18 protein-coding genes are annotated in these 20,560 nt (G+C 63.7%); 11 read left to right on the top strand and 7 right to left on the bottom strand.

The window, feature by feature from the left end; genetic code table 11:
- The 5 genes from C8J43_RS20425 to C8J43_RS20405 all read left to right on the top strand — a co-directional run.
- The coding region (locus tag C8J43_RS20425) for an error-prone DNA polymerase (RefSeq protein ID WP_133032456.1) at positions 1 to 2,859 on the top strand (2,859 nt) is incomplete at its 5' end.
- Positions 2,859 to 3,146, top strand: a complete 288-nt coding sequence (locus C8J43_RS20420) for a hypothetical protein (protein ID WP_133032455.1) — start codon at positions 2,859 to 2,861, stop codon at positions 3,144 to 3,146. The genes C8J43_RS20425 and C8J43_RS20420, both read left to right, overlap by 1 nt.
- Before the next feature lie 333 nt (positions 3,147 to 3,479).
- Positions 3,480 to 7,562 (top strand): hypothetical protein, encoded by a 4,083-nt coding sequence (locus C8J43_RS20415; RefSeq protein WP_133032454.1) that lies wholly within the window; start codon positions 3,480 to 3,482, stop codon positions 7,560 to 7,562.
- A gap of 825 nt (positions 7,563 to 8,387) precedes the next feature.
- Positions 8,388 to 9,104, top strand: coding sequence for a hypothetical protein (locus C8J43_RS20410; RefSeq protein ID WP_133032453.1), 717 nt, complete (start codon positions 8,388 to 8,390; stop codon positions 9,102 to 9,104).
- A complete protein-coding gene (locus C8J43_RS20405) occupies positions 9,104 to 10,636 on the top strand; it encodes a hypothetical protein (RefSeq protein WP_133032452.1) in 1,533 nt (510 codons plus the stop codon). The genes C8J43_RS20410 and C8J43_RS20405 overlap by 1 nt, the downstream gene beginning before the upstream one ends.
- Here the strand turns inward: C8J43_RS20405 and C8J43_RS20400 are convergent.
- Positions 10,626 to 10,814: a DUF763 domain-containing protein gene (locus C8J43_RS20400; protein WP_133032459.1), complete on the bottom strand. Its 189-nt coding sequence runs from the start codon at positions 10,812 to 10,814 to the stop codon at positions 10,626 to 10,628. The two genes, C8J43_RS20405 and C8J43_RS20400, sit on opposite strands and share 11 nt — an antisense overlap.
- Positions 10,815 to 10,837: 23 nt before the next feature.
- Entirely contained in the window at positions 10,838 to 11,959 is a 1,122-nt protein-coding gene (gene dinB / locus C8J43_RS20395; RefSeq protein WP_133032451.1) for a DNA polymerase IV, read from the bottom strand.
- Positions 11,960 to 12,126: 167 nt separating this feature from the next.
- Between dinB and C8J43_RS20390 the strand changes: the two genes are divergently transcribed.
- The 3 genes from C8J43_RS20390 to C8J43_RS20380 all read left to right on the top strand — a co-directional run bounded on the left by C8J43_RS20390 (position 12,127) and on the right by C8J43_RS20380 (position 13,718).
- The gene (locus C8J43_RS20390; RefSeq protein WP_133032450.1) at positions 12,127 to 12,366 is read left to right on the top strand and encodes a DUF6582 domain-containing protein; all 240 of its coding nucleotides are present in this window, start codon (positions 12,127 to 12,129) and stop codon (positions 12,364 to 12,366) included.
- Between the two features lie 323 nt (positions 12,367 to 12,689).
- Positions 12,690 to 13,277: an SOS response-associated peptidase gene (locus C8J43_RS20385; RefSeq protein WP_133032449.1), complete on the top strand. Its 588-nt coding sequence runs from the start codon at positions 12,690 to 12,692 to the stop codon at positions 13,275 to 13,277.
- 39 nt (positions 13,278 to 13,316) lie between these two features.
- Positions 13,317 to 13,718 (top strand): DUF1622 domain-containing protein, encoded by a 402-nt coding sequence (locus C8J43_RS20380; RefSeq protein WP_133032448.1) that lies wholly within the window; start codon positions 13,317 to 13,319, stop codon positions 13,716 to 13,718.
- 46 nt (positions 13,719 to 13,764) lie between these two features.
- Here the strand turns inward: C8J43_RS20380 and C8J43_RS20375 are convergent, their stop codons facing one another.
- Positions 13,765 to 14,124, bottom strand: a complete 360-nt coding sequence (locus C8J43_RS20375) for a hypothetical protein (RefSeq protein WP_165899720.1) — start codon at positions 14,122 to 14,124, stop codon at positions 13,765 to 13,767.
- 324 nt (positions 14,125 to 14,448) lie between these two features.
- Complete coding sequence (locus tag C8J43_RS20370; RefSeq protein ID WP_133032446.1) at positions 14,449 to 14,826, bottom strand: helix-turn-helix domain-containing protein; 378 nt, start codon at positions 14,824 to 14,826, stop codon at positions 14,449 to 14,451.
- Positions 14,827 to 14,916: 90 nt separating this feature from the next.
- On the opposite strand from C8J43_RS20370, the gene C8J43_RS20365 reads away from it, so the two are divergent.
- Positions 14,917 to 15,528, top strand: a complete 612-nt coding sequence (locus C8J43_RS20365; protein ID WP_133032445.1) for an NAD(P)H-dependent oxidoreductase — start codon at positions 14,917 to 14,919, stop codon at positions 15,526 to 15,528.
- A gap of 152 nt (positions 15,529 to 15,680) precedes the next feature.
- On the opposite strand, the gene C8J43_RS20360 is transcribed toward C8J43_RS20365, so the two are convergent.
- On the bottom strand, positions 15,681 to 17,018 hold the full coding sequence (locus C8J43_RS20360; RefSeq protein ID WP_243645709.1) for an MFS transporter: 1,338 nt from the start codon (positions 17,016 to 17,018) through the stop codon (positions 15,681 to 15,683).
- Between the two features lie 282 nt (positions 17,019 to 17,300).
- Here C8J43_RS20360 and C8J43_RS20355 point away from each other — a divergent pair, with 282 nt between their 5' ends.
- Positions 17,301 to 18,305, top strand: a complete 1,005-nt coding sequence (locus C8J43_RS20355) for a hypothetical protein (RefSeq protein ID WP_133032444.1) — start codon at positions 17,301 to 17,303, stop codon at positions 18,303 to 18,305.
- Between the two features lie 86 nt (positions 18,306 to 18,391).
- On the opposite strand, the gene C8J43_RS20350 is transcribed toward C8J43_RS20355, so the two are convergent.
- Positions 18,392 to 19,084, bottom strand: coding sequence for a substrate binding domain-containing protein (locus C8J43_RS20350; protein ID WP_165899719.1), 693 nt, complete (start codon positions 19,082 to 19,084; stop codon positions 18,392 to 18,394).
- A 26-nt stretch (positions 19,085 to 19,110) separates the two neighbouring features.
- Positions 19,111 to 19,302, bottom strand: coding sequence for a LysR family transcriptional regulator (locus tag C8J43_RS20345; protein WP_165899718.1), 192 nt, complete (start codon positions 19,300 to 19,302; stop codon positions 19,111 to 19,113).
- A gap of 139 nt (positions 19,303 to 19,441) precedes the next feature.
- Here C8J43_RS20345 and C8J43_RS20340 point away from each other — a divergent pair, with 139 nt between their 5' ends.
- Positions 19,442 to 20,398 carry a zinc-dependent alcohol dehydrogenase family protein gene (locus C8J43_RS20340; RefSeq protein ID WP_207893469.1) on the top strand — a complete coding sequence of 319 codons (957 nt, stop codon included), beginning with the start codon at positions 19,442 to 19,444 and terminating at the stop codon, positions 20,396 to 20,398.
- Positions 20,399 to 20,560 lie beyond the last annotated feature (162 nt).

Here is a 20,560-nt window from a genome sequence, read left to right as displayed (position 1 = left end):
CTCGCCGACCTGAAGACGGTCTATGGCCGGCGCGGATATATGGCATTGTTCCAGCGGCGCCGGCCGGACGATGCCGTGCGGATCGACGCGCTGGCACGGCAGGCGGGTGGCTCTGGCGTTCGCGCGGTGGTGACGGGTGATGTCCTCTATCACGCGCCCGAAGCACGGTTGCTGCAGGACGTGGTGACGGCCGTACGCGAGAAATGCACCGTCGACGAGCTCGGCTATCGCCGCGAGGTCAATGCCGACCGTGCGCTCAAATCCCCCGACGAAATGGTCCGGCGGTTCAAGGCGTATCCCGACGCATTGCGTGCCAGCGTCGACATCGCCCGCCTGTGCACCTTCGATCTGGGCGAACTGGCCTATCAATACCCGCATGAGCGGCTGATCGACGGACTGACCGCGCAAGAAGCGCTGCAGAAGCTGGCGGAAGACGCCGTCGACGTAATGTTCAACGGTACGGTGCCAGCTGCCTATACCGAGCAGATTGCTCACGAGATGCGGCTGATCGGCGAGCTCGGCTATGCGCCATATTTCCTGACCGTCTACGCGATCGTCCGCGAAGCCCGCCGGCGGGGTATTCTGTGCCAGGGTCGCGGCTCGGCCGCCAATTCGTGCGTCTGCTTCGTGCTGGGCGTCACCTCGATCGACCCAATCAAGCACGAGCTGCTGTTCGAACGGTTCGTATCGGGCGAACGCCGCGAGCCGCCCGATATCGACGTCGATTTCGAGCATGAGCGCCGCGAAGAGATCATCCAGTGGATCTACGAGACCTATGGCCGCAACCACTCGGCGTTGACCGCGGTCGTTACACGCTACCGGGCGCGCGGCGCCGTGCGCGATGTCGGCAAGGCGCTCGGCCTTCCCGAGGACCTGACATCGTCATTGGCAGGGCAAGTGTGGGGCTGGTCGGCCGAAGGCGTCGGCGAAAAGCAGGTCAACGAGCTGAACCTCGACATCGGCGATCGTCGCCTGCGCCTCACGCTCGAACTTGCCCGCAAGCTGATCGGCGTACCGCGCCATATGAGCCAGCATCCAGGTGGCTTCGTCCTCACCCATGACCGTCTCGACGATCTGGTCCCGATCGAGCCCGCCGCGATGGAAGACCGGCAGATCATCGAATGGGACAAGGACGATATCGATGCGCTGAAGTTCATGAAGGTCGACGTGCTGGGTCTCGGCATGCTCGGCTGCATGAACCGTGCCTTCAACATGCTCGAGGCGGACAAGGGGCTGCGCGTCGGCTTGGCCGATCTGCAGGACGACGATCCCGACGTCTATGCGATGATCTCGAAGGCTGACACGCTCGGCACCTTCCAGATTGAAAGCCGCGCGCAGATGTCGATGCTGCCGCGCATGAAGCCGCGGCGCTTCTACGATCTTGTCATCCAGGTCGCGATCGTACGGCCGGGACCGATCCAGGGGGACATGGTCCATCCCTACCTGCGCAGGCGGGAGGGTTTGGAAAAGCCGGAATACCCACGGCCGGAGTTACGCGCGGTACTGGAGAAGACGCTCGGCGTGCCGCTGTTCCAGGAACAGGCGATGAAGGTCGCGATCGTTGGCGCCGGGTTCACGCCGGCAGAAGCGGATCAGCTGCGCCGCGCGATGGCGACGTTCAAGTTTACAGGTGGCGTGTCGCACTTCAGCGAGAAGCTCATCGGGGGCATGGTTGAGCGCGGCTACCCCCGTGAGTTCGCCGAGCGCACCTTCCGGCAGCTCGAGGGCTTTGGCTCTTACGGCTTCCCCGAGAGCCACGCGGCCTCGTTCGCCAAGATCTCCTACGCCTCGTCGTGGATGAAGCATCATCATCCTGACGTGTTCTGCGCGAGTCTGATGAACGCGCAGCCGATGGGCTTCTACGCGCCCGCCCAGATCGTCCGTGATGCGCGTGAGCATGGCGTCGTGGTTCGCCCCCCTTGCGTCAACGCAAGCCGCTGGGACTGTACGCTCGAGCCGTATGGCGGGCGGTACCTCGCCGTACGCCTAGGGCTCCGCCAGATCCGCGGCCTGTCGAACGCAGATGGCGCCAAGATCGTCGGCGCGCGCGCGCTGACCGCGTTCGAGAGCGTGGAAGACGTGTGGCGGCGATCGGGAGTCCAGCGCGCCGCGATCGAGAAGCTCGCCGACGGCGATGCCTTTCATAATTTCGGTGCCGATCGTCGGCATGGCTTGTGGAAGGTGAGGGGGCTCGGCGAAGCACCGCTGCCGCTGTTCGCCGCAGCCGACCGCGCGGATCAGGCCGTCAGCGCGGAAGGGATCGAACCTGAGGTCGAGCTGCGCCCACTGACCGACGGTCGTGAGGTGATCGAGGACTACCGCGCTCTGCAGCTCTCGCTGCGCGCGCATCCCCTGACCTTCGTCCGCGATGAGCTGGCCCGGCGTGGCGTGACCAAATGCGCCGATCTCGCGACCATTCGCGACGGACGGCATGTCGAGGTCGCCGGCATCATCCTCGTTCGCCAAAAACCCGGCTCTGCAAAGGGCGTGCTGTTCATCACGATCGAGGACGAGACTGGGATCGCCAACGGCATCCTGTGGCCCGATCGGTTCGAGCGCCAACGCCGCACCGTGATGTCCGCGTCGATGATCGGCATGAAGGGCAGGGTGCAGAAGGAGGGCGAGGTCATCCACGTCATCTGCGACCGGATCATCGACCACGGAGATCTGCTGCACCGGGTCGGCGAAATGTCATTCCCGCACCGGACCGGCCGCGGTGACGGCGCGAAACATGCCGGCTCCCCCGACCGCGGCGACAAGGGCTGGAGCCCGAACCCGCGCAACTCTTACTGGCCGCCCCATGCGGACGGCATGGATCCGGAAGCCGTCGTGAAGTTCAAATCTCACGACTTTCATTGATGGCCAAGCTCGTCCGTCATCAGCGCGTTGTCATAGCGCTGTCGGCGCATATCCTGCGCGGCGGTTTGGCGCGCTGTTCGGACGCCCGCGTCGACGTCGTCGAGATCCGGTTGGCGCTGCGCTGCCTGCTCCCGCACTGCCCGGAACGCTGGCCCCTCGAGCTCTACTGGGATGCCGCCCGGCAGGAGAACGAGATCGGCAGGGCACAGGGTGTGACCGCGGCGTTCAACGGGATCGTCCGGCAGCTGCGGCGCGCCGGCTGTTATGAAGAGGTGTCTGAACCGTGAGTATGCGATTACCGCGGTCAGCCATTGCTCGTGTTCACGCGCATGGTGGCGAGATGGGTGCTGCAGCCTCCGCTTTTCGGACCACGCCTGCCATAAGACGGCCTCGTCCTCTCGGCGCCAGTCCGCAGCCGACAGAGCGATAGCGAGGCAATTCGCGTCTCTTCGGGTCGCTTTCCGATCCGCTGTGCACAGTGGCGTCGTTCCCGATGCATTCTCAAGACCCATTGGCGCACGTTGTGCTGGAAGGCTTAGTCGAGCATGATGCTCTCTCGCCGCTGCCCGTCCCCTCGGGCATCAACCACACATAGCCAGCGATCCAGAGTTCAGAACGGCATGCCCGCGCCCGCCCCCCCACCGCTCAAGATCGACGAGAAACGCGTCGCGGTGGATTCCATGCGCGGCTACTCCTACCAGATCCTGCGGACGATCGAGGCGTGGATCGACCTCGCGGACGGCGAACTTCTGGTCATCGAGGGGGCCGAGGATCTCGACGGCTTCGGCGAGAGCGGCGTCTTCACGACGGAGCAGATCAAGGACACCGCCGGGTCGGGAAACGTCACGCTTCGTTCGGAAAGCGTGCTCGAGGCGATCGGCAACCTTTGGGGGCATCTCGAGCGTAACAAGGGGGCGACGATCCACTTCCGGTTACTAACGACGTCGGGCGTCGGCAGGGAGAGATCGCGGCCGCTCGGCTTCGACCAGCCGGGCCTCAAGGCCTGGAGCGAGATCCGCGAGGCTCCGACCGACACCGATTCATTGACGAAGGCGGCTGGGATCAAGGCGTTCCTCGAAACGCAGAAGGAATTGCCCGAGAAGATGCGGGACTGGCTCGCCCGTGTCAGCACCCAGGAGTTCGTCGAGCGGATCGTTGTGCCGTTAGATTGGGTCACTGGATGGCCCGAATGGTCCGATCTGTTTGATACCGTGCTCGCCAAGCTGGTAGAGTTGGCGGACAGTCGGGACATCAGCCCGTCCGACGCCGGGAGGGCTCTAGACGCGCTTCATACCGAGGCATGGCGCATTGGAACCAGCAAGGGCTCCCGGACTCTCCGCCGGGGGGATCTGCTGAGGATCGTCCACGACGCGTCCACGACGGCGGTGCCGAACAACCGGCTGCTGGCGCTCCTCAGCACGATCACCGGGGCGCCGGCGGGCGGATCCATCGTGACGGCGGCACCCCAGACCTTTGGTATGGCGCCGCGCGCTGCACTGCACCGGCACGCACGTCCTAAGCTGGAGCATGGAATTCACGATGAGCTGTCCGGCGGCACCGTCCTGATCCACGGCGGCACTGGCATGGGGAAGACTGGATTGGCGTTGTCTGCAACCGGGCGCGCGCGCCCAGTTGTCTGGGTCGATTTCCGCGGCGTTCCCATCGGAGCCGCCGCTTCGACCATCGACCGCCTCGTCGTTCACCTTCCGCAGGTGGATGGGCCGCGCGACGTCGTTCTCGACGATCTTCCAAGCATCGGCGACGACCGACCGATCGAGGCCCCTATCGGCCGACTACGCGCGGTGCAGGACGGTCTTGGCGGAACGCTGCTGGTGACGTCTTCCGGCGTTCTCCCCGCGAGAATTGCGGCGCAGCTGCTGCTTCACCCGTCGCGGGTCGTTCCGGCGCCGTCCTTCAGCGAGCGGGACGTCTACGATTACATCGTAGCGCGGGGGTGCTCGACGTCGATCGCCACTAGCTGGTCCAAAATCATCAGCCTGTCGACGAGCGGCCATCCGCAGCTGGTTGACGCGCGGGTGGCGGCGCTGGTCGAGGCTGGATTTCCGGAACCGGATCTTATGGAGGTCATGGCGCCTCCCCCGGCGATCCGAGACGTGCGTGCCGAGGCGCGGAGGCTAGTCTCGACGCTGCCGGCTGACGATCGCGAACTTCTGGCGCGCGTCAGCCTATTAATCGGTCGCGTCGCCCGCGCGCGCCTCATGGCGGTCGCGCGGATCGACCCGCCGATCGCCGAGCCGGGTGACGTGATCGACCGGCTCACCGGCCCCTGGCTCGAAAGGACGGGCAACGAGGATCTCCGGCCGTCGCCGCTTCTGAATGATCTGGGCGGCGAGACGCGCGGCCAGGAGTGGACGACCGCTATGCACGCGGGCATCGCCGCGTCGTTCCTGCGACCCGGTGGTATTCTAGCCACCGACATCCTCAGCATTGCGACCCACGCGATGATCGGCCGGACCGCCGCGTCGCTCGTTATGATCATCCCCGGCCTGATGCAGGCGGGCCCTGAGGTCTGGTCGCAGGTGGCGGAATCGGCGAGCGTGCTTCCTTACTTGGGGCTGACCGACGCGGCGCCGCTGCCGTTCGAGGATCCGAACGAGACGGCGGCGTTCCGCGTGCTTCAGCTACGCATCGCCATCGAGAACGGGAAGGAGGAGGAGATCGCTAAAGTCGTGGAGCGCTCGCTGCACGAGTTCGACGCGGTCGATGCATCGCTCATTCCCGGCCCGGGGCTGTTCGAACTCGTGTTCCTCTGGCAGCTCATGCAGCGCCCGGGGGACCTGCCGCTGGCAGACCGTGTGCGGCTGTCCCTTCGGTTCGTCCGGGTCGGCGAGGCCATGGCGGCGGCGTTCCGCGCCATGGAGAGGCTCGGCGATATGAAGGACATGCTGGAGGAGTGGCCGGACGTGTCGGCAGCCGTGCCGATGGCGCTCATCCCGGCAGTGGGCGACGTCGACGAACTCGACGAGATGCTCGACCTTATGGAGTCCCTCGATCCTGCGGACAGGGCTGTCGTGTTGGGCGGCTACGCCGGTGACAATGAGGGCGCCGCGCTCGCAATGGACCGGGTCTGGCTCGGCGAGGCTCAGCGCGACGAACCCAGATGGGGTGAACTTGCCACCGCGCTTAGACGGGTGATCGCTATGTCCGAGGAGCTGGAGGTTCCCGGATTGGCGTCGGCGGCCGCCCCGCTGCTTGTCCGAGTGCTCGACGAGAATGTCCGTGACCGTGCTGCCGCACTGACTGCGGCTGACGACCTTATCGACCGGCTCGGCCGTCTCCCGCGCGTTCTGACCGCCAAGGCGAAGGTGCTGTGGCGCGGACGAGAGCTTCCCGAGGCGCTCGCGCTCTACGACGAGGCGCTTCCGGCATTCCCGCTCGGCCTGTCATGGCGGTCGGACGTGCTGAGGGAGGCCTCGGTGGCCGCCGGTCGAGCGGAGGACTGGCCCCTTGCTGCGAGCCGAATGGCCGACGCGCTCGCGAACCTGTCGGCCGCGGAGCCTCTGGTTCGCCGCGTCGGCTTCCTGTTCGACCTTGCGATCGCGCTGCACCTTTCGGGTCGTAAGCGGCAGGCGGTAGACCGGCTAGGTCAGGCGATCGACCTCATGGTTGAGGACGGCGCCCAGATGCCGCCAGAGCCGCTACTGTCAGTGCGGCAGTTGGGCTCGCAGGCGATCAAGACGATTGGAGCGGAGTCCAGCAGCGATGGGATCTGGGGCGACAACACGATGCCGCTGCCCAATATATTCGGTTCGCCGAGCGCGATGGAGGAGCTGACATGGAATGGTCAGCGCGCGGCCTCCCTAGACCTCGTCGTCCTCCTGATGGCGGACCTCGACCTCCTCATGTCCGAACCTCCCACGATAGCCTCGCGGCTGGCGGCCCGGCTCAGGGCGTCCACGAACCTAATGGCCCAGTCGACGCAGGGCGACTTGCTCACGCGTCTGTCCATTCGCACCCTTGACGTCGGAACGGCCGTTGTCGACGTGCTGCGCGAGGGTCGGGCGCTGACCCAGGCCAATGCGGAGAACGCCAAGGGCGTCGATGTGTCCGGCGTTGAGTTTCAGGACATGCCCGGCGCCGGGTCCCCGTCCTGGACCGATCTCGTTCAGCACCGTCTGCTAGCGCGCATCGTTGCGATGGTCGCCGGTGGCAGGACCTTGGAAATCCCGGTTGATCTGTGGATCGACGCGCTGCCCACCGACGGGAGCCTTGGAGACGTCCTGGCGACGCTTGAGGATCTGCGAGGGCTTCTGAACAGCAGCACGGCCGCCACGTCGCGGATCATGGGTGGCAATGCCTCCTGGGATCGTCACCTGCTCGCCGTACTACTCGCACCCGTCGGCCGGCATCTTTCCCCAGAACAGCTGCTCGCGTGCCATGTGATCGCAGCCACCTATCTTCAAAGGCAGAGGCTCGCGGAGTTCACGGGGCTTCCCTTCTCGGAAATGGTCACGACTGCGTGGCTGGACCGCTGCGACAGTCCGGCGCAGCTCGTGACGCCGCGTCTTTCAATCCCAGCGATCCGCTCGGCGGCAACTACTACGCGACCCGGATGGCCGCGCGTCCTTGCGATCCTGGAGGCCGCGAGAACCGCTATCTCGTCCCCGGCCGCGGCGGGACTGCGGGAGGTTCTGCAGAGCCTGCGCGAGAAAATCGGGCCGTCCGCGGCAGAAACCGCATAGGAAAAGATCCGGTATACCTAAGTTTCAGCGCAAGCGGCGGTTATTGCTGTATAGAAGTGTTTACCGGTCGTCTGCATGGAACAACTACCCACTTAGACCAGGATCGGTAACCTACTTGATGCTGAGGTCGCTCCCATCCTGTGGTATCAATGATCTTTACGACACGTGAGTCTGTCATCGCTAGGCGGTGCTCTTGGTAGAAGAGGATATGGAAGTTGGCATGTATGCTGGCGAACTTCGGTAGCGTCATCATCTGCCGGGATCGCGATATCGCTCGCGCTCTTAACGGGAAGGATAGCTTTGCTCGCTTCTAACCTGTCAGTCGACTTGGGCTGAGTCTACTTCGTTCTGTGGTACCGGTCGGACGAGCGGGAAACGACGGCTTCTGACAAGAGATGCCGTTCGGCATGTTGCACGCAAACGGCAGGAAAGACCAATTTAGACCGTTCCTAGCACCTGCCTAATGCCGCAAAGCACTCGATCTGCGCGCATGAATGAGCGACTGCTTTCGGGGGCCGGCAAGGGCTGCGTGAGTGTCTAGATGGGTTGTAGCTGCCTCGGCCGATGCCAAGCAACGACTAGGTCCGTCGATGAACGTGCGCACGCGCGAAATTCGGCGCTGTCGAAGGGTTAGGCGCAAACTGAAACTTTACGATCAAGCGGTAGGTTGCTCAGCACGCCAAGCGATTTTCGTTAGCCAACCAGACAATGATTCCGCAGCCGGACTCATCATAATGACCAGCGTTAGCGACGTCGACAGGCGTCGGAGAGGGTAAGCGAATGGGCGAACAGCAAACATCTGATCTAACGCTAAGTAGGCCGTTCATGGCCGCTGCGTTATCCGGATGCGCGATCGCGCTCGGTATCATCCTGTACGGCTACACGTATTCATTCGAACGCTTGGGAGTAGGCGTCTGGGCTGCGTCCGGGAGTTTGCTGGTTCTCGTCGTGATTTCAATTGGCTCCCTGGCAAAGAGCCGGGTGATACCGTGGAATTCTCGCAACCCGCGCGAGTGGCTGCGATGGCAGGTACTCGGTGCCGCGGTGTTCGAGTTGCTTCTCGCGGCGCTCTCGGCGACAGCAGTAGTTCAATTGCTCGATCCGAAGGACCAGCCCCCAGAGTTGGCGGCGGCGGCAGCGAACTCGGCTCGTGCAGCCGAAGCGTCTGGCACGGTCCTGGCTGAGCTTGTGAAGTCGGGCTTGATGGCGAATCCTGGCGATACGTTCAGTGCGGGGGCAAAGGGTGTTTGGGGCGAGCGTGGATGCGCCGTCACGTATGAGGTTGCGATTGAGAATGACACTATGGTCATGCACTCAGTGCACGACCTTCCCGGAATGTCGTCGTTCCGCCAAGTGCTTCGACTCGCTCCTGCACGGACCGGGCCAGGAGGGACCGTGACTGCGCTAGCGGAGGTCTTCGATGGCCCCGATACCGGCACCAGCATATTACTCAGCTATGAAAGGCGCGGCGGCGTCGAGCGGCTTGTTCGCGATCAGAAGAGTCCTCAGCGTGTCATCTACTTTGATCGATGCCCTGCGTGATGAGAACGCTCCGTATCGCGACGATGGCAGCAGGGTTGCTTGCCTCCGTTGAGCTTGCGTCGGGTCAGGCAGATCGGTTTGGCGCGACACCGGCCGAATTCCGCGCCGCGACGAAACGGATCGCGTCCTTAGAGGCCGATTTCGCCAGCCTTTCGCAAAAATACGGTGTGCCAAAGCCAACGTTGCGAGCGATCGCACGTGGTCAAATTCGAGCAATGCCTACGCTTGGAGGCGGCGAATTGCGAGAGACGGTGCGCAAGTTGGCGCTGGACGCCGCCAAGCTGCGCGTTCAACTCGCTTCGCTGCGCACGACGGCCCTTGGCATATCGGGTCCCTCGGGCATTAACGACGACCAGCCAGAGGACGTCGCGGGACGACTAGCCCGGGCATCGGCGTTGATCGACAGCGGGGACCTCTCGGCCGCCGGCAGGATACTGGCGGAGATCACGCCGGGCTCGACCGCCGCAGTAGGGCGCGCGGGCCGGTTGTGGGTGGACGTCGTCAAGGCGACAGCGCTGACGCAGTTTCTGGCAGGTGACTTGGCCGCGGCGGATGAAACGCTGCGATCGGCAAGCGGACGGCTGAAAGTGGAGGCCGACGATTATCGTTGGGAACTCGAGTACGAACGGGGCCTTCGCCTGGTCCAGCATGGCCATGCGAAGCAGGACATGCAGGCCGTGATGAAGGCCGTGGCCATTCTTGAGACTGAGGCATTGCCGCTTACTGCCATAGGATCAAGGCAGCGGTTGCGCACGCTTACCGAGGTCTGTTCCGGCAGAACAAGCCTCCTTAGCGAAACCGTTGCGTCGACTGGGGCGGCGAACATACTGTCGACGTTGCAGATTCTCCTCGACACGTGCGGCGCTGCGGCCAGTATCGCCGAGCAAAGCAGTGCCGGCACCATCTCAGAGCGTGGAACGGCGTTGACGCTTCATGGAATAGCATTCGTTCTCGCGTGCACGATCAACAGCGAGCAGGCAGGTATCAAAGGCGCCTTTGCCCAAATGCGGCGGGGCTTAGCAATGCTGCGAGCAGGATCGGACAAGGAGGCGCTGCGGATTGGCCTCATCATATACGGAGATGCCTTGAATATTCAGGGCAGCGCGACGAATGATAGGGGTATGCTGGACGACGCGACCCGGCAATATGGCAGTGTCGTCGAACTGACGGATCGTATGGAGGTCCCAGGCGAATGGGCTGCCGCGCAGCAACGGCTGGCCGGCGGCTATGCTGCGCTTGCGGGTTTGAACGGACAGCCCGCCACGTTCCGGCGTGCGATTGACGGCTACCGTCGTGCTGCAGAGATTTTCACTCGTGCTTATTCCGATCCTGCGTGGGCTGGCAACGTGGTTATGACGGCTCGTACCGAGGCGGCGCTTTCCCGAATTACAGGCGATTACGCAGGCCTGAGGGCTAGCGAGCAAGACCTTCGATCGGCAGAACGGATACTGGCCACCTCTGGGTCTACGACAAAACAGGAGGAGGCGGGGGAGTTGTTATCGTCGATCGAAAGATCGGGCGTCAGCAAGTAGCCTGATTGCCAGTCCATCCCATGACGGCGCCAAACGACTGGAACAGGAAGCGGTGTGCGACGCGGCGTAGCATCTCATCGCGCCCGTATTCGATGACGATTGGCTCGACGATCGCCGAACCGAGCTTGGTCATGTGCTCGCCGAGCCAAGCGGGCACGCGCCCGCCATGCAGCGGCAGGTCGGCGCTTCCGGCTAGCTGTGTTACGAAAGGGAGGTTCCGGTAGGAGCTGAGACCGCAATCGGGGACGCGTCGAACAGTTCGAGTGCGTTTGAAGACGCGCCGCCCTCGAAGTTGGAGACGGTCACGCCGACAAGCCGGATGGGCTTTGTGGTGGGAAGCACCGACCGAACAAGCTCGAGGCTGACCGAATGAAGCTCGGCGTCCGATGTGATCGCGGACGGGCGGCTCCGGCTGCGAGTGATCTGCTGGAAGTCCGCGTACTTCACCTTGACGGTTACGGTCCGCCCGAAGGCCCGCCGATTCTCGCACCAGGACCAGACGTCGTCAGCCATCCGGAGCACGCCGGCCTCGATGTCGGAGTCGGATGTCAGGTCCTCGCGGAAAGTGGTTTCCGAGCCGGACGACTTTCGCACCCGGTTGGGATTGACGGACCGGTGGTCCTCGGCGCGTGCGATCGCGTGATACCACTCGGCTGAGCTGCCGAAGTGCTGTTGAAGGAAGGCGAGCGATTTTGCGCGCAGGTCGGCGCCCGTCTCGATGCCAAGCCGCTTCATCTTGTCCGCGGTGACCGGGCCGACGCCGTGGAAGCGCGAGACCGGCAGCGTTTCGACCCAGGCCGCACCCATGTCGGGCGTGACTGCGAATTGACCGTTCGGCTTGCGGTGATCGGATGCCAGCTTCGCCAGGAACTTGTTGTATGAGATGCCGGCCGACGCCGTGAGCCCGGTCTCTTCCAGGATGCGAGCGCGGATCGCCTTTGCCGTGAGCCACGCCGTCGGCAGCTCGCGGCGATTGGCGGTCACGTCGAGATAGGCTTCGTCGAGCGAGAGCGGCTGGATCAGATCGGTGAACTCCGCGAAGATGGCATGGATCTGCGCCGAGACGGCGCGATAGACCTCGAAGCGGGGCGGGACGAAGACCAGCTCGGGGCAGCGCCTCATGGCCGTGACGGAGGGCAGGGCGGACCGGACTCCGAACTTGCGTGCTTCGTAGCTTGCGGCGGCGACCACGCCGCGCGACGCGCCGTGACCCACGGCCACCGGCCTGCCCCTGAGCGTAGGATCGTCACGCTGTTCCACGGACGCGAAGAAGGCGTCCATGTCGACGTGTATCACCTTCCGGATGGCTGGTTCGACGATCATGCACCGCGACTAGCATATGCCGAACATAGAGAGAACAGTCGCGTGCTCGGCAGGTTCTGAAATTTGGCGTCCGAACTAGTTGGCGGGGTAGATGAGATCCCGACACCCCCCTTTTTGATCCACGGCGCTTATCATGCGTTGACCGTCGCAACCCGATGGAGACGGTGATGGCCGAGCTGAGCACGAAGGACCGCAAGAAGCTGGACAAGGGATCGTTCGCCTTTCCCGAGCAGGAGAAGGAGCCGCTCGAGAACGCCAGCCACGTTCGGAACGCCATCGCCCGGTTCAACCAGGTGAAGAACGTCACGGATGACGAGCGCGATGCGGCGTGGAAGCGCATTGAAGCTGCTGCGAGGAAGTTCGACGTCGAGGTCAGTGAGAAGGGCTGGCGCGACATCGGCAAGTGATCGGTAGTAGCCGGCGACTGACGCCGCAGCTCTAGAGGGCAAGCGTCGCTTGTCGGCCAGCGCCGATCTCTTCTGCGCGAAAGGTTCGATCAGGTCGCGTCGCCAGCAGTTCGGATTCGAGCACCGTGCACTCCCGCCAACAAACTGGGGCGCGGGTCCTCAGGTCGCCTCGACCAGCTCGACCACTTGATCATCGTCGGGGTTTCGCCCGATTATGGCGCGCCGATTGCCGAGCGGCACGTCCGAATTGAAGGGCGTTGGCCTCCGATCCATGGTTGAAACCCAGGGGAACGATCGGGACGCGCAACCAGGGGTGTTTGAACGTGTGCAACGACTACCGTCTGGAAATGGACATCGCATCGATCGCCGAGGACTTTTCCGATCTCAAGATCAGGATCGAATTCTCCGAAGGCGTTCCCAACATCGAGGCGCGTGCGGACATCAAGATCACCGACCCCGGTGTCATCGTGCGCACCGCTGCCGGTCGCGGGGTCGGGGATCTGGTGCCGCGACGTTGGAGCTGGCCTGGTCCGACCGGCAAGCCGGTGTACAATTTCCGCTCGGATGGCCGCGAATTCACCAGCGGCCGTTGCCTGATCGTCGCCGACGGGTTCTACGAATTCAGGAAGCCCAGCGACCCAAAGAAGAAGGTCAAGGACAAGTGGCTTTTCACCAAGCGCGATGAACCGATCTTCTGCATCGCGGGTATCTGGCGCAGTACGCCTGAGGTGGGGGAGGCGTTCACGATGCTGACGATGCCACCCGGATCGGACATCGCACCGTACCATGATCGCCAGATAGTGGTCCTAGATCGCAGCCAGTGGGCTGACTGGCTGGACCCGACCGTGCCGGCTGCCGACATCATCCGCACCCTGCCGGCTAGAACGCTCAACGTCGTCCAGGTCGGCTAAGCTCTGTACGCCGCCGCGTCGCGGAACGGGAGTATCCAATTGAACACCGAAGTCGCCCACGCCTTCGTCGATCATCTCGCCAAGCTCCTCGAGCTGGTCGGCGTCGTGATCATCATATGCGGCGTCGTTCTTGCGGCCGTCCTTTTCATACGATCAGGGTTTCGAGGTGGTGATTGGCAAGCCGCCTACCAGGCTTGCCGGTCCAACCTTGGGCGGGGCATCCTCCTCGGGCTGGAGCTGCTGGTTGGCGCCGACATCATCTCGACGATCACTGCACCGCTCACGTTCCAGAGCGTCGCCCTCCTCGGTGGCATCGTCATGATCCGCACTTTCCTCAGCTTCTCGCTCGAGACCGAGATCGAGGGTTGCTGGCCTTGGCAGCGCTCCGGCCGCGATCGTGGCGACCGGGACCGACGTTCACCACCAGCGGACACGACCTGACCCGCCAAATCAATCACGCGACAGTCAGCGTCAGCTTCGCAAAGCGCTATTTACCTTTGAAAACGCGTTTTGCGTCGAATACGGCATCGGCGGCTTTGCCCCCGACGCGGTCAACATCCTTGTTGAACTGCGCGACGATGCGAGGCGCCGTCAAACCGTTCAAACCCTTGCGCAACAGGCGGTTATACTCCTGACGGCTATCTGCCTTGGCGAAGGTTCGGGCTTTGAATTCCGAGAGGGCGGCCTCGAACTTCAGGCGGTCCTTCGGTCCCAGATCGGCCTTGGCGGCGCCTAACGTTCGATCGAACGCCTCCGCGCTAGTACCGTCGATGACCGTCGGCTCATCACGGCCGAAATTGCAGGCCGATACGAGCAGGCAGACGTAAAGCAGGAACGACCGTCGCATGTGGTAACCCTTCGATGCAGAGTCCATCGCTCTCACCCCATTCCGCCTACTTGGTCCAGACCGAACTTGGCTAAGACTGTCGATGCGCGGCATGGTTTGGGTCCTCCAGACCGACGGATCAAGGGGTTCTACGCAAGCGAATTTCCGCTCAAGCTCGTGTCTGATGGAAGGGCTGCAGGGCTTCTGATGATGAACGGATGTTCGCAGCTGGGGAGGGGGGAAGGCACTGCAAACGGCCACAAGTGGTCGGTGGCACGAGAATGCATAGCAACATCGTCGATCCAATGCGGTCTCCGACAACAGGCCAGAGACACACGTTCGTGGTTACGGGACGCCCTTCGCCTCGTCGAAACCCAACCGATTGCCTTCGATCTCCGCGATATGGGCGCCGGCCCAGTAACCGAGCTCGCGGATCGGACCGGCCAGCGAGCGGCCAAGATCCGTGAGGGCGTACTCCACCTGGGGCGGCACGGTTGGGCGGACGGTACGCGACACCATACCGTCGCGCTCGAGAGCACGCAGGGTCCGTGAAAGCATCTGTTGGCTGATGCCGCCAATCGTTCGCTTGATGTCGTTGAACCGACGCGAGCGGTCGTTGAGCGTCATCACGATCATAACCGTCCACTTGTCGCCAATCAGGCTCAGGACGCTGCTGAACCGGCGGCATTCGCCGTGGATTGGTTCCGGGGTAGTCAGCTCCATGTGACCAGGTCCTTCCAATATGCCTTCTTGGCGAAGCGGTTCGGGTCACATAGCTGGTGCAGGTCACAATTCCAGACCGGAGACGCCCCAATGAGAATCCTCCACGTCGACGCCAGCGCGAGCGACACCGAAACCTCGCATACACGCCGCCTTTCCAGCGAGCTCGTCGAGCGCCTCATCGCGGCGAACCCCGGTGCAACGGTCGTGTACCGCGATGTCGCCGCCAATCAGCTTCCCCATGTCGACATTACGATCCGGCAGGCATGGACGCCCGAGAACAGCGCCGACCCGAAACTGGCCGGTACGATCACGAGAGCCAAGGAACTGGTCGACGAGCTGAAGGAAGCTGACGTGGTGGTGGTCGGTTCGCCCATGTACAACTTCTCGGTACCCTCGACCCTGAAGGCGTGGATCGATCATGTCTCGATCGCCGGCCAGACCTTCAGCTACACGGCCGAGGGGCCACAGGGGCTGCTGACCAGCAAGGTGTATCTTGTCCTGTCATCCGGCGGGATCTATTCTCAAGGGCCGTTCGCCGCGAACGACTACCTTTCGACCTATCTGCAGGCGATCTTCCGCTTCCTCGGCGTCAAGGACGTCGAAGTGATCCGAGCGGAGGGTGTCGCTTACGGACCGGAGCAGGACCAAGCCGCCATGGCGAGCGCCGCCGACAGGATTGAGACGCTCACCGCTACTGCCTGACTAGGATGTTGGACAACCACAGCCATCACCGCAGGCCGCGACCTTGAGCCATGAAGGGGGGATGTCCGCTGCATTAGCGCCGTACTCACACGCATTTTCGCCCCCGCGCGGCGCCGTCGAGGCGGCTTGAGTCCGACATCCGGCCGCCCCTCTTACCCCGTGGGGGCGTCCCCGACTGGCGTCAAAGACCCCAACGTTACGAATGCGACGCAGCCGGAGGCAATGGCGAACAAGGCCGCAAGTATTGCCGCGTACCTGAACGTCTCGACGAGCGCGGTGCCGGTCTGGGCGATCACCGCTCCGGCAAGCGCCGTCGCTATCAAACCGCCCGTCCGCGCGATCGCGCTGTTGAAGCCGGAAGCGGTGCCTGTGTGCGACTGATCGACCGATGAGAGAACCGCGGTGGTGAGTGGCGCCACGGCGCCCGCCATGCCGAGCGCGACGACGATCATCCCAGGCATCACGGTGGTCCAGTAGCTGCCGCCCGGATCGACGCGGACCAGCAGTAGGAAGCCGAGACCCGTGACGATCGGCCCGATAGTCAGCGGCCACCGCGGACCGATCCGCTCGGTCGTCCTCCCCATGAGCCGCGACGCCGCGCCGATGACCAGAGAGAAGGGTAGAAGTGCCAGGCCGGCCTGAAGCGGCGAGTAGCCGCCGCCGACGATCAGCAGGTACGGCAGGAGTACGAGCAGCCCGCCCAGCGCTCCGTAGAGCAGGAACGTCAGCAGCGTCAGACCGACGAACGGGCGCGACGCGAACATCGCGAGCGGCATCATCGCGTCGCTCCGCCGGCCGCGCTCGATCCACACGAACAGCGCCAGGAGGACGACACCGCCGACAAGTCCCGCCCATATCTTCGGCGATCCGGCGTGGGTGCCCGACCAGAGGGTAAGCGCCCAGGTGAGTGTGCCGAGCGCCAGCGTCGCTAGGACCGCGCCGGGCACGTCGAGCGGCTGTTCGCCTTCAGCGCTCTCCTCCACATATCGCCACGCAATGACGATCGCGGCGAGCGCGACCGGCACGTTGATGAGGAAGATCGCACGCCAGCCCGCCGCTCCGACGAGCCAGCCGCCAAGCGGCGGGCCCACCGCGCTCGCGATCGCGCCGGCGGACGCCCAGGTGCCGACCGCCCGACCTCTCGCCTCGCCCTTGAAGGAGGCACCGAGGATGCCGAGGCTGTTGGGCATCAGCAGGGCCGCGCCGACGCCTTGTGCGGCACGCGCGGCGAATAGGGCCGTGCCCACAATCAGCATGCGCCGGCGGCCGAAGTGGTCGCCCGCCGCGCCGCCTGCGAGCAGCAGTGCCGAGAGCGGCAGGAGATAGGCGTTGACGATCCACTGCAGCGACGCGGCGTCCCCGTGCAGGTCGCGTTGGATCGACGGCAGCGCGACGTTGGTGACCGAACCGTCGATGAAGGCCAGACTGGACGCGAGCATTGTCGCCGCGAGGATCCAGCCTGCTTTGTCAGGGAACGCATCAGCGGTCATCGCAATTCGACTTGGTTCTGGTGAAGTCACGTAAATCAAGAACCTCCGATAATGTTCGCCAATCTGAAGCCGTATAGCGGCTGATCGCTGGGCGGTGCGGCCACGCATAAATTTGAACGGTGCTTCGCTTCCGCTCAATATAGATCACCGCGAGGTCGCACCGGCATAGTTTCGGTTTCGGAGTGCTAGGCGCCTGATCGAGCCAACTTGCCGCCGCCCAGTGTCTTTCCCATGTTCACGGTCCCAGGATTTCACGCACCTGGTCGCGGCCGGAGAATGTAGTTGGACGAAATCGATTGGGACAACCTGCCAAAGAGCACGACGCCCGTCGGGCTGAACGTCCGCGTCATCGGTTTCGACAACATGGAAGCCGCGACGCAACTTGGACAGGCCGTCGCCGAGGCCGTGGCATTGTTCGGGTCATTCATCGATTTGACGACCCTCGATGGCATCACGGTGGGCTTCGACTACGACGACGCCCTTGCGTCGGTGGATCAGGGCATCGCCGGTCTACCCCCGCTCGATCGGACGAACACCGACGAGCTCACCGGGGTCGCGAAGGCGTGTCGCGTCGTCCGCGATGGTGTCGTGAAGACCCATCTGGTCTTCGGCGCAGAACAGCTCGTGCCGCTGATCGCCGGTGATGCCCTCACGCCGGCTGATCGCGAGTTCTCCGTCGGCCTGATGGCGCACGAGTGCGGACATGTCGAGGTGAACGCCATGAACGAGCAGTTCGTGCCGGATGCACGGCTTGGAGCGACGATCGCCGAGTACGACCGTGCCATCATGTTCCCTGCCGCCGTCGTTTTCTGGGACGAATATGCCGTGTGCCGCCTCTCTGCACCATTCGCGAGGGGCCAGAACACGCTGCATGCCGACAGCATGGCGGCCGTCACGCCCGGGGCACGAGGTCGCAGCGATGCGCATATCCGTGCGCATCGGCTCCACCAGAACCATCTGCGGACGCTAGGAGAGACGGCGACCGAACTCGTGACACCGCTCAAGACGGTCTCATATCTTCTTGGTGGTATGGACGCTGACGGGGCTGGGTGGGAGGATTTCGCCGCTGTGCGCCGGATCATCGACGCGGCTGGCTACGGGGAGCTGGTCGACGACCTGCACCGCGCGCTGCGGCGGATGTGGGACACGCGGGATCAATGGAATGAGGACGACGACATTCTCGCCCCTGTTGTAGAGATCATCCGCGAGACGCTTGCTTCGGGTGGCGTCAGCCTGTTCAAAGAGCCCGACGGCAGCTGGCACGCCCATTTTCTCTTTCCTGGCTGAAGCATCGTCGAAAGCGGGTCGACCAATACGCTGCGCGAACGCCGTGTCTGCGATCAAACTACGGTAAATTGTGCGGGCCGAATCCGTCATCCGCGCTCGATCGCGGTCGGCGTCACTTCGGTCCCGTCACCCAGGCTCGTCACCAGGTGATCGATCAGGATGCGAAGCCGGACCGGCATATGGTCCCGGCTCGGGTAGACCGCATAGATCCCGACCTCGGGGGTCAGCAGGCCCGGCAGGACCTGTTCCAACGCGCCTTCGGACAGGTCGTGACCGACCAGCCAGTCCGCCAGAAGCGCGACACCGTGGCCGCGGATCGCCATCTGCCGTACCATCGCACCCATGCTCGACGTGAATGCCGGCGACACGTGGGCCGTTTCCCACTGACCGTGATGCTCGATCCGCCACCGATCGTTGCTTCCCAGGACGAGGCAGCGATGGGTAAGAAGATCGTCAGGCTTTTCGGGGCGACCGAACCGGTCGAGATACTGCGGCGAGGCGCACAGGATCTGTCGCCCCTTCAGCAATCTGCGAGCTACCAGCCTCGAGTCCTCCAAATTGCCATAGCGGATCGCGACATCGACCCCTTCGCTGATCAGATCGAGGACGCGGTCGGTCAGATCGACATCGATGGTGACCTTCGGATGGAGGCGGAGGAACGTGTCCAGGACAGGTCCGAGGAAGCGGTCGGCGAAAGTCGCCGAAGCTGTGAGCCGGAGGTGGCCGGACACCTCGCTGGCGCCGCCAAGGAACCGATCCGCCTCATCCGCTCTAGCCACCAGCGCCCTGACCAAGGGGAGGAACTCTAGCGCGTCGACGTCGGTCGCAGCGCGCGGGTGCTCCTGTGGAACAGACGTTTTCCGATCCCGTCCTCGAGCGCCATGAGCCGCTTGCTGGCAGCCGCGGCGGTCAGGCGGGACTGCGCGGCCGCAGCGGCGATCGAGCCCTGTTCCAGTATCGCCAGGAAGAGCCTCAGGTCGCTGATCGAGTTCAGCATCATTATCGCCGCATTGGAAGGAATGACATGCAAATTCGGAGTGATGGACGACGCTCGGTAATCATCAAATCAGTCCGGTAGCAACTGATTGGAACGAATTATGCGAGCGATAGTAATTCAGCGTCACGGCTCCACCGAAGTGTTCGAAGACATCGAGATAGCCGATCCGCAGCCTCGCCCGGGCTACGTCATCGTCGATGTGAAGGCGACGAGCGTCAATCCCGTCGACACCAAGATCCGCGAGGGGTCGGAGGGCACCCAGGGACTGACCTTCCCCGCGATCCTGCATTTCGACGTCGCGGGTATCGTGCGATCGGTTGGCGATGGCGTTACGAAGTTCCGGCCTGGTGACAAGGTCTATGGCAGCGCCGGCGGCGTCGTGGGGATCCCGGGTGCCCTCGCCGACCAGATGGAGGCGGATGCCGACCTGCTCGCCCACATGCCATCGAGTCTCAGCTTCGGCGAAGCGGCGGCCGTCCCGCTCGTCGGGATAACGGCATGGGAGGCGTTGGTGGGCCGGGCGAGGATCACGCCGCGGTCCAACGTGCTCATTCAGGGCGGGACCGGCGGCGTCGGCCACATCGCCGTGCAGATCGCGCGGGCCATGGGAGCTCGGGTGACCGCGGCTGTTTCGACGCCGGAGAAGGGCGATGTCGCCCGCGGGCTCGGAGCCGAGGAGATTATCCTCTACCCCAGCGAAGCACCGGAGGACGCGGTGCAGCGCATTACCGCGGGCGAAGGCTTCGACATCGTCTTCGACACGGTCGGCGGCAGCTCCCTGCAGTCGGCGTTGAAGTTGGCGAGGATGAAGGGGCATGTCGTCTCCATCATCGGTTACGACACCTATGATCTCACCGACATGCACTTCAAGGCGCTGCGGCTCGACCTCGTCTTCATGCCGATCCAGCTCATCCACAACATCGACCGTCATGAACACGGAGAGATTCTGCGGCGTCTCGCCGAACTGATCGACGCAGGCGCCGTCACCCCCCTGATCGACAGTCGGCACCCGTTCTCGGTGGGAGGCGCGCGTTCCGCGCATGAACGTGTCGAGTCCGGCAAGGCGATCGGCAAGGTGGTGATCGAGCGCGACTGAAGAGTCCGTTCGGCAATTGATGTGATGCGGCTTCCTTCAACAGAGGATAGCGGCCCGCGTTGGTAGAAACGTCTACCTTCCTCAATGCAGCTATCGCCCGAGGATCCCGATCATGCGGGAGTCGGCAAAGCGGCCCTAAGGAAACTGACATGAGGTTCTCGG

Source organism: Sphingomonas sp. PP-CE-1G-424 (assembly GCF_004341085.1).
Taxonomy (GTDB): Bacteria; Pseudomonadota; Alphaproteobacteria; order Sphingomonadales; family Sphingomonadaceae; genus Sphingomonas.
The sequence above is the reverse complement of the archived record's forward strand: the minus strand, read 5'-3'. Positions and strand labels throughout refer to the sequence as shown.

Excerpts from the sequence above, each read along its gene's own strand:
- dinB (WP_133032451.1), bottom strand. The coding sequence starts at position 11,959 with ATGATCGTCGAACCAGCCATCCGGAAGGTGATACACGTCGACATGGAC.
- C8J43_RS20345 (WP_165899718.1), bottom strand. The coding sequence starts at position 19,302 with ATGCTGAACTCGATCAGCGACCTGAGGCTCTTCCTGGCGATACTGGAA.
- C8J43_RS20415 (WP_133032454.1), top strand. The coding sequence starts at position 3,480 with ATGCCCGCGCCCGCCCCCCCACCGCTCAAGATCGACGAGAAACGCGTC.
- C8J43_RS20375 (WP_165899720.1), bottom strand. The coding sequence starts at position 14,124 with ATGCGACGGTCGTTCCTGCTTTACGTCTGCCTGCTCGTATCGGCCTGC.
- C8J43_RS20420 (WP_133032455.1), top strand. The coding sequence starts at position 2,859 with ATGGCCAAGCTCGTCCGTCATCAGCGCGTTGTCATAGCGCTGTCGGCG.
- C8J43_RS20365 (WP_133032445.1), top strand. The coding sequence starts at position 14,917 with ATGAGAATCCTCCACGTCGACGCCAGCGCGAGCGACACCGAAACCTCG.
- C8J43_RS20390 (WP_133032450.1), top strand. The coding sequence starts at position 12,127 with ATGGCCGAGCTGAGCACGAAGGACCGCAAGAAGCTGGACAAGGGATCG.
- C8J43_RS20405 (WP_133032452.1), top strand. The coding sequence starts at position 9,104 with ATGAGAACGCTCCGTATCGCGACGATGGCAGCAGGGTTGCTTGCCTCC.
- C8J43_RS20360 (WP_243645709.1), bottom strand. The coding sequence starts at position 17,018 with ATGACCGCTGATGCGTTCCCTGACAAAGCAGGCTGGATCCTCGCGGCG.
- C8J43_RS20410 (WP_133032453.1), top strand. The coding sequence starts at position 8,388 with ATGGCCGCTGCGTTATCCGGATGCGCGATCGCGCTCGGTATCATCCTG.
- C8J43_RS20370 (WP_133032446.1), bottom strand. The coding sequence starts at position 14,826 with ATGGAGCTGACTACCCCGGAACCAATCCACGGCGAATGCCGCCGGTTC.